We start from the raw sequence: 13,577 nt of genomic DNA, 5'->3' as shown, positions 1-13,577 counted from the left end.
CCCGCCATGGCGGACTTCTTCACGCCGTTAAATGCGAATCTCATATACCACTTAGGAGCCTTCCATGCTCTCCCCGAAGTCGGCTGAGACCGTCCGCGCCACGCTGCCCGCCGTCGGCGAGGCCATCGGCACCATCACCGACCTCTTCTACCGGAGGCTCTTCGAGGCCCACCCCGAGCTGCTGCGACATCTGTTCAACCGCGGCAACCAGGCCACCGGAACACAGCGGCAGGCCCTCGCCGGGGCACTCGCCGCGTTCGCCACCGCCCTGGTGGAACAGCCCGGCGTCCGCCCCGACGCCCTGCTAGGCCGGATCGCGCACAAGCACGCCTCACTGGCGGTGGCACCCGCGCAGTACACGATCGTGCACCGCCATCTGACCGGGGCCATCGCGGAGGTGCTCGGCGACGCGGTCACCGAGGAGGTGGCCGCCGCCTGGGACGAGGTCTACTGGCTGATGGCCAACGCCCTCATCGAGATCGAACGACGGCTGTACGCACAGCAGGGCGCGCTGGCCGGGGGCACATGGCGGCCATGGACGGTGGTGGCACGGGTGGCGGAGACAGCGGATGTGGTCACCTTCCGGATCCGGCCCGCGGACGACCGCCCGGCCCCGGCGTTCCGGGCCGGACAGTATGTGTCCGTCCAGGTCGGACTGGCCGACGGGGCACGGCAGATACGCCAGTACAGCCTGACGAACGCACCCGGTTCGACGGTGCGCTCCTTCACCGTCAAGCGGGCGCAGGAGGAGCGGGGACCGGTGGGCGAGGTCTCCGGCCATCTGCACGACCGCGTGCGGGTGGGCGATGTGCTCAGCGTCTCGGCTCCGTACGGCGACGTCGTGCTCGACACCACCGACACCGAGACCCCGCTGCTGCTGGTCTCGGCGGGCATCGGATGCACTCCGATGGTCGCCATGCTGGAGGAGTTGGTCGACCGGGGGCACCAGGGCCCGGTGACCGTCATCCACGCCGACCGTTCCGCCGCGGTGCACGCGCTGAGCCTCGACCAGAAGCGGCTGGTCACCAAACTGGCGTACGGCGCGGCCCACTTCTGGTACGAGCGGCCGGAGGGCGACTGGCCGAAGCCGCGCACCGGTCTGGTGGACCTGTCCGATGTCGCGGTCCCCGAGGACGCGGAGGTCTATCTGTGCGGACCACTGCCCTTCATGCGGACCGTACGCGCGCAGCTGCTGGAGCGGGGTGTACGGCCCTCCGCCGTCCACTACGAGGTGTTCGGCCCCGATCTGTGGCTGGCCGCGCAGGACTGACGGTCCGCGCTCGGGAGATGGCGGGAAGTACTCGAACAGCCCAGGGCGCGGTCGCCTTCGCCAGGGAAGACGTGGGACTGTACGTACACGGACGCGGACACTCCGTGCCCGATTCCACTTCAGGGCCGCCGGTACCCCCCATCGACCGAGGAACCATGGATCAGGAAAAGATCACTCTCAGCGGCACTCAGGAGACCATGCTCGCCACGCTCTACGCCAGGGCGGTGGACAGTCGCTCACCGGACACCGTCCTGGGCGACACCGCCGCCCAGGCGGCGGTGGAGCGCGTGGCGTACGACTTCGGCAAAACGGGGATGACGGCCACGACGGCGGTGGGCGTGGCGCTACGGGCGAAACAGCTCGACGACTGGACCACCGAGTTCCTGGCGGGGCATCAGAAGGCCACCGTGCTGCATCTGGCCTGCGGTCTGGACACCCGGGTCCAGCGGCTCGATCCACCGCCGTCGGTGCACTGGATCGACGTCGACTTCCCGGACGTCGTCGAGCTGCGACGGCGGCTCCTGCCGGAGCCGTCCGGCGACTACGAGATGGTCGCCTCTTCGGTGACCGACGAGGAGTGGCTGCGCGAGGTGCCCGACGACCGGCCGACCGTGGCGGTCTTCGAGGGCCTGACGATGTATCTCACCAAAGAGGAGGGCAAGCGGCTGATCCAGCGGATCACCGGCCGCTTCCCCAGCGGACAGCTGCTGTTCGACTGCTACGGCTCACTGGGCATCAAGCTCCAGAAGTGCGTTCCTGCGGTGCGCAACGCGGGGGCCACGCTCCACTGGGGGCTGGACGACCCGTATGAACTCGAGGGCTGGCACGACGGGCTGACCTGCTTGGACACGGTGCGCAGCGTGGATATGCCGGGGCTGGAGAAGATGCCCGCCTCGGGGCGGATGAGCATGAAGGTGATGGCCCATCTGCCCGGCTTCCGAGATGTGGGCCGCATCCTGCGCTACCGCTACTAGCCATTGTCCGCCGTCCGGCACCGGATGTTCCCGGCGTCGGACGGCGGGCCGCGGTCAGGGGCTCAACGTGTCCGGTCGCCGCGGGCCGGTCGCCCGTGACAAGCGGGCATACCGACTCCCGGAGCCCACTCCTCATGGCTCGAACCAGCGAGCGCAGATGGCTCTTGGGAGGGAGGTGGACCGAACTGCCCCACGGCTACTGTGCGGTCCATGCACACGTTGATCCGTCCGCTGTTCACCGCGGCGACCTACCGGGGATGGGCCCATGCGCTGGCCGGGGCGGCCTTGAGCGTGCCGCCGCTGACGACCGCCGTGCTGTCGGCGCCGCCCCGGTGGCCGCTTCCGGCGCGTATCGCGGGCTTCACTCTCGCGCTGGTCGTCGTGGTCACCGCCCTGGGCGCCCCGCGCGCGGCGCGCGGCGGCTCCGTACGGCTGGCCAACCTCCTGCTGGGCACGGGACTTCCGCTCCCGGCCACCGAGCCGCCGCGGTCGTGGTCGCAGTGGGCGAACCGGCTGCGCACGGCGGGATGGCTGGTGCCGCATGTGGCGGTGGGCATGGCGGTGACCGCCGTGACAGGTCTGCTGGTCTTCGGCGCCGTGATGTTTCCGGCGGTGTGGTGGAGCGGTGGCGGTGAGGTCGCCTTCTTCGGAGGGCGGATCACCGTACCGGCCGGCGGCCAGGGGCTGTGGACACCACTTGTCCTCGTGGCCTTCCTGCTGCTCGCGGTGCACACCGTAGCGGTCGGCACGGCCGCGCTGCGGCTCCTGGCCCCGGCCTTCCTCGACCACCGGCCCGCCGACCGGCTGGCCGCGGCCGAGGAGCGGATGAATCTGCTGGCGGAACGCAACCGGCTGGCCCAGGAGTTGCACGACTCGATAGGTCACACCCTTACGGCGTCCACCATCCAGGCCGCGGTGGCCGGGGAGTTGCTGGAGCGCGATCCGGTCGCGGCGCGGCAGGCGATCACCAGTATCGAGGAGACGTCGCGGGCGGCGATGGACGACCTGGACCATGTGCTGGGCGCACTCCGCGACGAGCGGGCATCGAAGGCGCCGCAGCGCACCCTCGCCGATCTCGACGCGCTCGTGGAGTCGGTGCGGCGGGCGGGCGCGGAGGTGCGGTGGGAGTGCGGCGGCGATCTGGGGCGGATTCCGGCCGCCGTGTCCCGGGAGGCGTACCGCATCGTGCAGGAGGGCCTGACCAACGCGTTGCGGTACGGCGAGAAGACGGGGATCCGGCTACGGGTCGAGGTGCGCCGGAAAAGGCTGGAGGTGGAACTCGTCAACCGGATCCGTCCGGGAGGCGATGGCCCGGCGGACCGCGGCGGCACTCGGTCCGGTCAGGGGTTGCGGGGGATCACCGAACGGGTGCGGCTGCTGCGTGGCGAGGTGTCCTCGGGCCCCGTGACCGACGAGACGTCGGACGGAGGGGCGGCCGGTGCGGAGTCGTGGCGCCTGAGGGCACGGCTGCCCCTGGGATCCGGACGATGAGCGCGACGGGGGCGTTGGGTCCGGCGGACAGCGCGGTGCGGGTGCTGGTCGTCGACGATGAGGAGCTGACCCGGACCGGGCTGCGGACCCTGCTGTCGGCCAAACCCGACCTCACCGTGGTGGGTGAGGCCGCGGACGGTTCCGAAGTGCTGCCACTGGTCGTGGCGTCCCGCCCGGACGTCGTGCTGATGGATGTGCGGATGCCCACCCTCAACGGGATCGAGGCCACCCGGCAGTTGCGGGCCACACTGTCCGAGCCGCCCAAGGTCATTGTGATCACCACCTTCGAGAACGACGAGTACGTCTACGACGCGCTGGAGGCGGGAGCCGACGGCTTCATCCGCAAACGGGCCCCGTCCCAGCAGATCGCCCATGCCATCCGGCTGGTGGCGACCGGCGACTCGATGCTCTTCCCCGACGCCGTACGCCGTCTGGCCACCGGCCGTCCGGTGCGGCCGGAGGCGGCGGCGCGGGCGGCCGCGCTCACCCGCCGGGAGACGGAGATCCTCCGGCTGATGGCGCGGGGGCTGGCCAATCAGCAGATCGCGGACGAGCTGACGGTGAGCCTGGAGACGGTCAAGACGCATGTGGGCAATGTGCTGACCAAACTGGGGGCCGAGAACCGGACCCAGGCGGTGATCCTGGCCTTTCAGGCGGGGCTGGCCCCGCACTGAAATCCGAACGCGTGTGTCAGTGGCGGACAGTACGGTTCAGGTATGGGGGACATCGTGTACATCCGCGGGGACGCCACCTCACCGCATGGCAAGGGGCAGAAGGTCATCGCTCATGTCTGCAACGACTTGGGCGGCTGGGGCAAGGGCTTTGTGCTGTCGGTCTCGCGCCGCTGGCCGGAGCCGGAGGCGGCGTACCGGCGCTGGCACCGGGAGCGGGCGGGGAATGACTTCGGCCTGGGCGCGGTGCAGTTCATACGGGTGAGCCCGTATCTGACCGTGGCCAACATGATCGGTCAGCGGGGAACGCGCCGCGGCAGCAAGGGAGTTCCGGTGCGCTACGAGGCGATCGACACCGCCCTGGGCACGGTGGCGGCCAGGGCCGCCGAGGAGGGCGCGTCGGTCCATATGCCGCGTATCGGCTGCGGGTTGGCCGGTGGCCACTGGTCGCGTGTCGAGCCCCTGATAGCACGGCAGTTGGTGGACCGGGGTGTCCCGGTGACGGTCTACGACCACGACGGCTGAGGCGCGCGCGAGGCGCTAGCCTTCGATGGGCCTGCTGGGCCTGCTGGGCCGATGGGAACCTCAGCTGTTCTCGGCGACCGCTCCGCAGCGTGCGCAGTGGTCGTAACGGGCGGTGTCCTGGAGGGCACCGCAGGCAGGGCAGACCCGGTCCAGCCAGCAGGCGGGGTCTCCGCCCTCGGGCTCCGCGGGCAGCCGACCGTCCTCGGGCTCCTCCCGTCGGCCGCCGCCGGGCTCAGCCGTGCCGGTCATCGTCCGCATCCCCTTTCACCGCTCTCGCAGGCCACCTTCCGGACGGTACCTCCTGGCCGCCGCTTACGACGACACTCCGTCCAGCACACCCGTCCACAGCCCGATCGCCGGAAGACATGTGGCGATCGCGAACACACAGACGGCGGTGACCGCCCGGGTGAAAGGGGCCGGATGCCCACCGGTCCACCCCTGGGTGAGCGCGGAGAGCCGGGCAGCCTTCTGGGGAGTCGGGCTCTTGGCCTGCTGAGGGGCCAGGAACGCGGCGAGGAGCCGCGCCGACGCCGGGTCATGGGCCGCCGCCTCGGCGTCCGCCCGCATCTCCATCAGCGTCTCCACCAGTCGGCGGGCCCGGCTGTTGGCGTAGAGGCCACCGCTGAGGGCGGCGGCGAAGGCGGCCATGGAGAGGAGGGTCTGAGCGGAGGTCTCCACCGGTGTGACGGCGAGGGCCGCGATGGAGTCGAAGCACACGGCGAGCTTTCCGACGGCCGGGACATGGCGCAGATAGCGGCGTCGCATCGGATCGCCGTGGCGCAGATGGGAGATCTCGTGGCGGAGCAGCACCGCGCCGACGGGGCTCCGCAGCAGCGCGCGCCAGCTCTGCGGAACGGTGACATGGACCGTGGGCTTGCGGACGTTGAGCGAGAAGGCGTGGTAGAGGAAGACGCCCGCCGCGGCGACGATGACCACGACCGTGACCGTCAGCGGGACGAGGAGGGTGTTGTCGTCGACCGGCGGGGCCAGCCGGTCGCCCAGCAGCGCAACGGCGCATCCGGCGGCGGCACTCACGGCCCACACGGACCTACGGCGCTGGAGTCTGGTGCCCCAGTCCTCCATCCGGCCGAGGAAACCCGGTGAGGGCTGCGGGATGTGCAGCACCTTGAGCCTCGAGACCGGCGACCAGCTGGAGACGGCATGGAGCCGCGCGGTGTCCAGCCCGGCCGCGTGGAAGGTGTCCCGGATACGTTTCCAGCCCTTCGAGGTCCAGTCGATCTCGCTCAGTGCCTCCTCCGCCTCCCGGCCGCTGAGGGAGTCGGAACGCCACTCGTTGATCAGCGGGACGAGGAAGAGCGCGGCGAGGACCACCAAGGCGAGCAGTGCCGTCCCGCCGATCGCGGCGGGCACGCTCAGCGGGTCGTCGCCGGTGACCGTCACACTGGCGCCGGTGAGGGGTGCGGCGCACACCGGACCGAGGAGGATCAGCCAGCACAGCCGCTCGGCGCGGCGCAGCCTCCGGACCGGAGAAACCGTGGTCACGGTGGGCGCTACCGGGCGTTGTTCCCGCCGTCCGCGGACCCGGGTTCGGGTTCCGGCCCGGGGTCGGGAACTCCCGGGGGGTCGGACGGTTCCGGGGCGTCCGACGGCTCCGCCGCGGCGCGGACGAGTGCTTCCGCCTGGATCCGGACGACAGCCCGTACCGTCTCCGGGTCCACCTCCGGGGGAAGCCTCAGTTCGACCGTCACCCGGTGGGCGAGTGCCGCGGTGCCGTCGTCCCCGCGGTCGTCACCCTCACCTCCGTCGCCACGGCTCAGACATCGCCTGAGGTAGCCGACGGCGTCCCGCAGCCCGTGCTGGATGGCCATGTCGGTCGCCGTCGACAGCACCTTGAAGGCGATCTGGCCGAGCACGGACAGCCCGATGGCGAGGTACACATGGGTGTCGACGGCCGGTGCCCCGCTGGTGTCGTCGAAGAACTCCCCCGCACCCGGCACCCGCCGGCCGGCGCGCAACTCCTCCGCGAACTCCTCGAAGAGCTCCTCGCGCTCCTCCTCCGCGACGGCGAGCGCGGAGGCGTCGACCATCGTGAGGATCCGCTCGATCGTGATGTCGCCGAGCCCCGTCATGTCCGTCATACGTCCCCCCGGTGCGCCACGCCACGGACGGGCGTGGGCGACGCATTCACGGTAGCCCGGCAGAAGGGGCCGATGTAATGACTTACGGCACATAGGTGAACTCGCCGCGCATTTCGCGTATGGCCCACGGGGTCTGCCCGCTGTGTCCGGCGCATGATCGGTCCGGGGCGACCGGAGCGGATCACACATCAGGATGCGGATCTCACATCAGGAAGTGGATATGGCAGTCACCAGATGGTTCTTCGAGCCCGGCCACACCGGCGCGGAGTTCAGGGCACGGCACATGATGGTCACGCATGTGCGCGGGCAGCTCAAGAACATCGAGGGGTTCCTTGAGGTGGACCCGGAGAACCCGGAGAACGCCCGGGTGGAAGCGAGGATCGACGCCACCCAGGTGTACACCGGCCAGCCGCAGCGCGACGCCCATCTGCGCAGCGCGGACTTCTTCGACGTCGAGAACCATCCGATGTGGACCTACTCCGGTACCGGTGTCACCCAGCTGAGCGAGACCGAGTTCGACGTCGACGGGGAGCTCACGATTCGCGGCGCCACCCGTCCCGTGCCGCTGCGGGTGACCTATCTGGGGCAGTGGGACACGCCCTGGTGGGAGGGGGACAAGGACCTCGGGCCACGTCGGCGCGCGGGCTTCCTCGCCACCACGCGGATCAACCGGCAGGACTTCGGGGTGTCCTGGAACGACACGGTGGACCGGGGCGGTGTGGTGGTGAGCGACATGGTCGACCTCACCATCGATATCGAGGCGGTGCTCGACCCCGCGGGCCCGCGGTCCTGAGGTTCCGGGCGGTCACTTCTCCCCGGCCGTACGGCGGGAGGCGCCACGGCGCGCGGCCGCGCGGCGCGGGGCCTTGCGGCTGCGCGTCCACTCCAGGAGCTGCTGTTCGGTCCAGGTGGTGATGATCCGTTCCGCCGGCACCGCACACTCCACCGCCCGTGCGCATCCGTTGATCTGCCAGTCGAGCTGGCCGGGCGCGTGGGCGTCGGTGTCGATCGAGAAGAACGTGCCCGCCGCGACGGCTTCGCGGAGCAGCCGCCGCGGCGGATCCAGCCGCTCGGGACGGCAGTTGATCTCCACGGCGGTGCCCGACTCCGCGCAGGCGCCGAAGACCTCGGCCGGGTCGAAGACGGACTCGGGACGTTTACCGCCGAGCAGTCGCCCGGTGCAGTGGCCGAGTACGTCGACCCGCGGATCGCGGACCGCGGCCACCATCCGGCGGGTCATGGGGTGGGCGTCCATCCGCAGCTTGGAGTGGACCGAGGCGACAACGACATCCAGCCGCTCCAGCAGCTCCGGCTCCTGGTCGAGGGAGCCGTCCGGGAGGATGTCGACCTCGATACCGGTGAGCAGCCGGAACGGGGCGAGGGCCGCACGCAGTTGGTCCACCACGTCGAGCTGTGCCCGCAGCCGTTCCGCCGACAGGCCGTTGGCCACGGTCAGCCGTGGTGAGTGGTCGGTCAGCACCGCCCACTCATGTCCCAGCCGCGCCGCCGTACGGGCCATCAGCTCGATCGGTGAGCCGCCGTCGGACCAGTCGGAGTGGAGATGGCAGTCACCCCGCAGCGCGCCGCGCAGCGCGGTGGCCGCCGCGGAAGGGGATTCCCGGGCGGTCTCGTCGGCACCGGCTTCGAGATCGGTCAGGTACCGCGGCGCCTCGCCGCGCAGTGCTTCCCGCACCACCTGGGAGGTCTTGGGGCCGATCCCCTTGAGCGAGGTGAGGGTGTTCGCCTCGGCCCGGCGCCGCACCTCCTCCTCGGGCAGCGCGGACAGGATGGCTTCGGCGGTGCGGAAGGCGCGTACCCGGTAGGTCGGCGCCTGGGCGCGTTCCAGCAGGAAGGCGATGCGGTCCAGGGCGGTCAGCGGGTCCATCGCGCCCGCCTCAGCCACGCCGGTCGGGTCGGCGGCCGGGGGGCTGACGTGGTTCGGGGCGGGCGGTGTGCTCCGGGATCTCACAGGTCTTGGGCGACTTGTCGGAGACAGTGATCGCCCGGCCGTAGTGTCTGATCTCCATCGGGGCGCCCTCGACCAGGGAGTAGGTGGCGGAGGCGTTGGTGATCTCCACCTTCAGCTGACGTCGCAGCACCTGCACGGTGAAGGAGAGGCGGGCCAGTTTCTCCGGGAGTCTGGGCGCGAATTCCAGGCTGTCCGCGAAGTGGCGCATCCCGCCGAACCCTATGACCAGGGCGATCCAGGTGCCCGCGAGGGAGGCGATGTGCAGACCGTCGCGGGTGTTGTGCTCCAGGTCCTTGAGATCCATCAGCGCCGCCTCGCCCAAGTAGTCGTAGGCCAGCCGCAGATGTCCGACCTCGGCGGCGATGACGGCCTGACAGCAGGCGGACAGGGAGGAGTCGCGGACGGTCAGCGGCTCGTAGTAGGCGAAGTTGCGGGCCTTCTGCTCCTCGGTGAAGCACTCGCCGCGCAGATACATCGCCAGCACCAGGTCGGCCTGTTTGATCACCTGTCTGCGGTACAGGTCGAAGTAGGGGTAGTGGAGCATCAGCGGGTAGTCGTCGGGGCGGGTGTTCTGGAAGTCCCACTCCTGGTGGCCGGTGAACCCGGTGTGCTGTTCGTGGACGCCGAGGGTCTTGTTGTAGGGGATGGTCATGGACTCGGCGGCGTCCCGCCAGGCGGCGGCCTCCTCGTCGTCGACGCCCAGCTCAGCACCCTTGGCCGGATGGCGTTCCACCACGTCCGCCGCGCACCGCAGGTTCGACTGGGCCATGAGGTTGGTGTAGACGTTGTCGTCGCCGAGGGCGCTGTACTCGTCGGGGCCGGTCACCCCGTCGATATGGAAGCGGCCGTGGTGGTCGTGGTGGCCGAGGGAGCGCCATAGCCGGGCGGTCTCCACCAGCAGCTCCACACCGGTCTCGCGTTCGAACTCCTCATCGCCGGTGGCGGCCACGTAGCGCACCACGGCGTCGGCGACATCGGCGTTGACGTGGAAAGCCGCCGTACCGGCGGGCCAGTAGGCGGAGCATTCGGAGCCGTCGATGGTGCGCCAGGGGAAGGCGGCGCCGTCGTGGCCGAGCTGACGGGCCCGGTCGCGGGCGGCGGTCAGGGTGGACTGGCGCCAGCGCAGCGCCTCGGCCACGGCTTCGGGAAAGGTGTAGGTGAGCAGCGGCAGGACGAAGGTGTCGGTGTCCCAGAAGGAGTGTCCGTCGTAGCCGGAGCCGGTGAGTCCCTTGGCGGGGATGGCGCGTTCCTCGGCGCGGGCGCCCGCCTGGAGTACGTGGAAGAGGGCGAAGCGGACCGCCTGCTGGATCTCGGCGTCGCCCTCGACCTCCACATCGGCGCGGTCCCAGAACTCCTCCAGCCAGCCGCGCTGCTGCTGGACGAGTCCGCTCCAACCGGTGCTGGTGGCCCCGGCCAGTGCCGCCTCGACCTGGTCGCGTACGGCGGGCAGGGAGCGGACGCTCGACCAGCCGTAGGCGACCAGCTTCTCCAGCCGCAGGACCTCGCCCGGTTCGAGGACGGAGGTGACGGTGAGCCGGGCCAGGTCGTCACTGCTCTCGCTGGAGTGGCGGGTCGGCGGCGGCCCGGTGATCAGGTGGTCGGCGGCGGCCGCGACCCGCAGCCTGCTGGCCTCGGTGCAGTGGATCAGCCGCAGCCGCTTGCCGGTGGCGTCGTGCTCCTCGGGCAGCAGCGGGGACTCCAGGGCCTGGGCCACCCGGGGGTCGCCCGCCTGGCCGGGCAGCTGTTCGTTGGCGACCAGTTCGGACTGGACGACCACGCGGACGCGGGCGTCCAGCGCCTCCACCTCGTAGGCCACGGCGGCGATGGCGCGCTGGGTGAGGGAGACCAGCCGGGTGGAGCGCACCCGGACACTGGTGCCCGACGGCGAGCTCCACTCGCAGCTGCGGTGCAGCAGACCGCCGCGCAGATCGAGGACGCGTTCATGGGAGCGCAGCCGTCCATAGCGCAGGTCGAAGGGCTCATCGTCCACCAGCAGCCGGATGATCTTGCCATTGGTGACGTTGATCATGGTCTGACCGGCCTCGGGGTAGCCGTACCCGGCCTCGGCGTACGGCAGCGGACGCCGCTCGTACACCCCGTTGAGATAGGAGCCGGGCAGCCCGTGGGGCTCGCCCTCGTCCAGGTTGGCGCGCCAGCCGACGTGGCCGTTGGAGAGCGCGAAGAGCGACTCGCTCTGGGGCAGCACATCCAGGTGGAGCTCGGTCTCGCGCATCAGCCAGGGGTCGACGGCGTACGAGGCGTCGGTGATCACGAGGCGCCCTCCTCCAGCAGTTCGGCGAGGTCCTGGACCACGATGTCAGCGCCGTGGTGGCGCAGCGCGTCGGCCTGACCCACCCGGTCCACGCCCACGACATGGCCGAACCGGCCCGCGCGCCCGGCTTCCATGCCCGCGAGCGCGTCCTCGAAGACGGCGGCCGCGTCAGGGGCGGTGTTCAGTTCCCGGGCGGCCTCGAGGAAGGTGTCGGGGTGGGGCTTGCCGGGCAGTTCGCGCTCGCGGGCGACCACTCCGTCGATCCGCACCTCGAAGAGGTGCTCGATCCCGGCGGCGATCAGTACGTCGCGGCAGTTGGCGCTGGAGGAGACGACCGCTCTCCGCAGCCCCGCGGCGCGCACCGCCTCGACGAAGCGCACCGATCCGGGGTACGCCTCGACCCCCTCTTCCCGGATCTTGGCCAGGACCAGGACGTTCTTCCGGTTGCCCAGGCCGTTCACGGTGTCCTTGTCGGGAGGGTCGTCCGGTGTGCCCTCGGGGAGCTCGATGCCCCGGGAGGCCAGGAAGGTGCGGACACCGTCGGCGCGCGGGCGGCCGTCCACGTACTCGTCGTAGTCGGCGACCCGGTCGAAGGGGCGGAAGGAGGGGCCGTCACGGCGCTCGATGAAGGCGTCGAACGTCTGCTTCCACGCTGCCGCGTGCACCACGGCGGTCCGGGTCAGGACCCCGTCGAGGTCGAACAGGCAGGCCCGGATGCCCGTCGGCAGGCAGGGCTTTGTCATGGGCTCCGAATCCCCCGCGAGCGGCGGAATATGCGGAAGTGCACGCGAATGTACGCATGGCGCGGGCGATGCCGTCCGGCTGCCAGGGGAGGTGCTCCCGGCCGCCGGACGAGGGAGCTTTCGGCCACCAGGTGCGAGAGCTTTCGGCTGCCGGGCGAGGAGGGGTTCGGCCGCCGGTGGTACGCCCCTCACCTGCTTGGACGTCGGCGGATGCCGGTGGCGGCGGGCGGTGACAATCTTGGGCCACCGCCCACTGTGGTCCGGGCAGCGGCCGCGGTCCGCTCGACCTGCCGGAGTTCACCGCTGGAGGAAACCGTGGCCAGTGGCCCGCCCCACCGCTCCCCCGCGCGCCGCCGCCCCGTGGTCCGGGCCGCCGTGGCCCTGCTGCTGTGTACTGCCGCCGTCCCGGCCTGCGCGTCCTCCAGTGACCACGGCCGGGACCGGGACCGGGCGACCCCCCGGGCCAGCCGTGCGGCCCATCCCTCGGCCGCCGCGAGGAAGGCGGCCCGCGCCAAGCTGCTGCCGGGCATGCCCGCACCGCTGGATCCGCACGACCTGTACGCCGCCGACCGGCCGGGCAGGCTGGCCAAGGCGGTCAAGCGCTTCCCGTCGCGGGTATATGTGCCCAACACCCTGTCGGACACGGTGAGCGTCATCGACCCGAAGACCTTCAAGGTGATCCGGACGATCCCGGTCGGCAGCCAGCCGCAGCATGTGGTCCCCTCCTGGGACCTGAAGACGCTGTGGGTCAACAACGACCTGGGCAACAGCCTCACCCCGATCGACCCCGCCACCGGGCGGGCGGGGCGCACGGTGGACGTCCACGACCCGTACAACCTCTACTTCACCCCCGATGGCAAACACGCCGTGGTGATGGCCTCCAAGGACCGGCAACTGGTCTTCCGGGACGCCCACACCATGCGCGTGGTGAAGTCGCTTCCGGTGAGCTGCTTCGGGGTCAACCACGCCGACTTCTCCCCCGACGGGCGCTACTTCATCGTCTCGTGCGAGTTCTCCGGCGAACTGCTGAAGGTGGACACCGCGCGGATGAAGGTGATCGGGCAGCAGCGGCTGCCACTCGCGGGCGCCATGCCACAGGACGTCAAGATCTCACCGGACGGCCGGAAGTGGTACGTGGCCGACATGGTGGCGAACGGGGTGTGGGTGCTCAACGGCGACACCTTCGGCCGTCCCCGGCTGATGCCCACCGGCAAGGGCACCCACGGTCTGTACGTCAGCCGCGACTCACGCCGGATGTACATCTCCAACCGCGGCGAGGGCAGTATCTCGGTGCTCTCCTTCGACTCCGGGAAGCTGGTCGACCGGTGGCGGCTGCCCGGCGGCGGCAGCCCCGATATGGGCGGGCTCTCCGCCGACGGCAAGGTGCTGTGGCTGTCCGGCCGCTACAACGGCGAGGTGTACGCGATCGACACCCGCACCGGGAAGCTGCGCGCCCGGATTCCGGTCGGCGGCGGTCCGCACGGGCTGGCGGTCTATCCGCAGCCCGGCCGTTACTCCCTCGGCCACACGGGGATCTTCCGCTGAGGCGCTCCCCCGCACCCC

At 70.8% G+C, this 13,577-nt stretch carries 13 protein-coding genes; 7 read left to right on the top strand and 6 right to left on the bottom strand.

From position 1 onward, the window contains the following. Nucleotides 1-64: 64 nt before the first annotated feature. The 5 genes from AB0C66_RS18800 to AB0C66_RS18780 all read left to right on the top strand — a co-directional run bounded on the left by AB0C66_RS18800 (nucleotide 65) and on the right by AB0C66_RS18780 (nucleotide 4,931). A complete protein-coding gene (locus tag AB0C66_RS18800) occupies nucleotides 65-1,270 on the top strand; it encodes a globin domain-containing protein (protein WP_362439284.1) in 1,206 nt (401 codons plus the stop codon). 155 nt (nucleotides 1,271-1,425) lie between these two features. Continuing rightward, nucleotides 1,426-2,244, top strand: coding sequence for a class I SAM-dependent methyltransferase (locus AB0C66_RS18795; protein WP_362439281.1), 819 nt, complete (start codon nucleotides 1,426-1,428; stop codon nucleotides 2,242-2,244). A 210-nt stretch (nucleotides 2,245-2,454) separates the two neighbouring features. Further along, nucleotides 2,455-3,735 carry a histidine kinase gene (locus tag AB0C66_RS18790; protein ID WP_362439278.1) on the top strand — a complete coding sequence of 427 codons (1,281 nt, stop codon included), beginning with the start codon at nucleotides 2,455-2,457 and terminating at the stop codon, nucleotides 3,733-3,735. Further along, nucleotides 3,732-4,409 (top strand): response regulator transcription factor, encoded by a 678-nt coding sequence (locus AB0C66_RS18785; protein WP_362439275.1) that lies wholly within the window; start codon nucleotides 3,732-3,734, stop codon nucleotides 4,407-4,409. The genes AB0C66_RS18790 and AB0C66_RS18785 overlap by 4 nt, the downstream gene beginning before the upstream one ends. A 42-nt stretch (nucleotides 4,410-4,451) precedes the next feature. After that, nucleotides 4,452-4,931 carry a macro domain-containing protein gene (locus AB0C66_RS18780; RefSeq protein ID WP_362439272.1) on the top strand — a complete coding sequence of 160 codons (480 nt, stop codon included), beginning with the start codon at nucleotides 4,452-4,454 and terminating at the stop codon, nucleotides 4,929-4,931. Between the two features lie 60 nt (nucleotides 4,932-4,991). Here the strand turns inward: AB0C66_RS18780 and AB0C66_RS18775 are convergent, their stop codons facing one another. From AB0C66_RS18775 to AB0C66_RS18765, 3 genes are all read right to left on the bottom strand, one after another. Beyond that, a complete protein-coding gene (locus tag AB0C66_RS18775) occupies nucleotides 4,992-5,180 on the bottom strand; it encodes a hypothetical protein (protein ID WP_362439269.1) in 189 nt (62 codons plus the stop codon). 63 nt (nucleotides 5,181-5,243) lie between these two features. Continuing rightward, a complete protein-coding gene (locus AB0C66_RS18770) occupies nucleotides 5,244-6,434 on the bottom strand; it encodes a hypothetical protein (RefSeq protein ID WP_362439266.1) in 1,191 nt (396 codons plus the stop codon). Nucleotides 6,435-6,442: 8 nt separating this feature from the next. Then, nucleotides 6,443-7,030 (bottom strand): hypothetical protein, encoded by a 588-nt coding sequence (locus AB0C66_RS18765; protein WP_362439263.1) that lies wholly within the window; start codon nucleotides 7,028-7,030, stop codon nucleotides 6,443-6,445. A gap of 220 nt (nucleotides 7,031-7,250) precedes the next feature. Between AB0C66_RS18765 and AB0C66_RS18760 the strand changes: the two genes are divergently transcribed. Beyond that, nucleotides 7,251-7,823 (top strand): YceI family protein, encoded by a 573-nt coding sequence (locus AB0C66_RS18760; protein ID WP_362439260.1) that lies wholly within the window; start codon nucleotides 7,251-7,253, stop codon nucleotides 7,821-7,823. A gap of 12 nt (nucleotides 7,824-7,835) precedes the next feature. On the opposite strand, the gene AB0C66_RS18755 is transcribed toward AB0C66_RS18760, so the two are convergent. The 3 genes from AB0C66_RS18755 to AB0C66_RS18745 are packed head-to-tail and all read right to left on the bottom strand — an operon-like array spanning nucleotide 7,836 to nucleotide 12,014. Further along, nucleotides 7,836-8,915, bottom strand: coding sequence for a PHP domain-containing protein (locus AB0C66_RS18755; protein ID WP_362439961.1), 1,080 nt, complete (start codon nucleotides 8,913-8,915; stop codon nucleotides 7,836-7,838). 10 nt (nucleotides 8,916-8,925) lie between these two features. Beyond that, nucleotides 8,926-11,271 (bottom strand): glycosyl hydrolase family 65 protein, encoded by a 2,346-nt coding sequence (locus AB0C66_RS18750; RefSeq protein ID WP_362439257.1) that lies wholly within the window; start codon nucleotides 11,269-11,271, stop codon nucleotides 8,926-8,928. Further along, entirely contained in the window at nucleotides 11,268-12,014 is a 747-nt protein-coding gene (locus tag AB0C66_RS18745; RefSeq protein WP_362439255.1) for a beta-phosphoglucomutase family hydrolase, read from the bottom strand. Before AB0C66_RS18745 ends, AB0C66_RS18750 begins: the two co-directional genes overlap by 4 nt. Nucleotides 12,015-12,329: 315 nt before the next feature. Between AB0C66_RS18745 and AB0C66_RS18740 the strand changes: the two genes are divergently transcribed. Next, on the top strand, nucleotides 12,330-13,559 hold the full coding sequence (locus AB0C66_RS18740; RefSeq protein ID WP_362439252.1) for a beta-propeller fold lactonase family protein: 1,230 nt from the start codon (nucleotides 12,330-12,332) through the stop codon (nucleotides 13,557-13,559). Nucleotides 13,560-13,577: the final 18 nt, after the last annotated feature.

It is taken from the genome of Streptomyces sp. NPDC048636, from assembly GCF_040650655.1.
Lineage (GTDB): Bacteria > Actinomycetota > Actinomycetes > Streptomycetales > Streptomycetaceae > Streptomyces.
Note: the sequence above shows the minus strand (reverse complement) of the source record. Positions and strands in the feature narration are given on the sequence as shown.

Bases quoted from the DNA above. Each gene is read 5' to 3' on its own strand.
- AB0C66_RS18785 (WP_362439275.1), top strand. From the start codon at position 3,732: ATGAGCGCGACGGGGGCGTTGGGTCCGGCGGACAGCGCGGTGCGGGTG.
- AB0C66_RS18795 (WP_362439281.1), top strand. From the start codon at position 1,426: ATGGATCAGGAAAAGATCACTCTCAGCGGCACTCAGGAGACCATGCTC.
- AB0C66_RS18760 (WP_362439260.1), top strand. From the start codon at position 7,251: ATGGCAGTCACCAGATGGTTCTTCGAGCCCGGCCACACCGGCGCGGAG.
- AB0C66_RS18755 (WP_362439961.1), bottom strand. From the start codon at position 8,915: ATGGACCCGCTGACCGCCCTGGACCGCATCGCCTTCCTGCTGGAACGC.
- AB0C66_RS18780 (WP_362439272.1), top strand. From the start codon at position 4,452: ATGGGGGACATCGTGTACATCCGCGGGGACGCCACCTCACCGCATGGC.
- AB0C66_RS18775 (WP_362439269.1), bottom strand. From the start codon at position 5,180: ATGACCGGCACGGCTGAGCCCGGCGGCGGCCGACGGGAGGAGCCCGAG.
- AB0C66_RS18790 (WP_362439278.1), top strand. From the start codon at position 2,455: ATGCACACGTTGATCCGTCCGCTGTTCACCGCGGCGACCTACCGGGGA.
- AB0C66_RS18745 (WP_362439255.1), bottom strand. From the start codon at position 12,014: ATGACAAAGCCCTGCCTGCCGACGGGCATCCGGGCCTGCCTGTTCGAC.
- AB0C66_RS18800 (WP_362439284.1), top strand. From the start codon at position 65: ATGCTCTCCCCGAAGTCGGCTGAGACCGTCCGCGCCACGCTGCCCGCC.
- AB0C66_RS18765 (WP_362439263.1), bottom strand. From the start codon at position 7,030: ATGACGGACATGACGGGGCTCGGCGACATCACGATCGAGCGGATCCTC.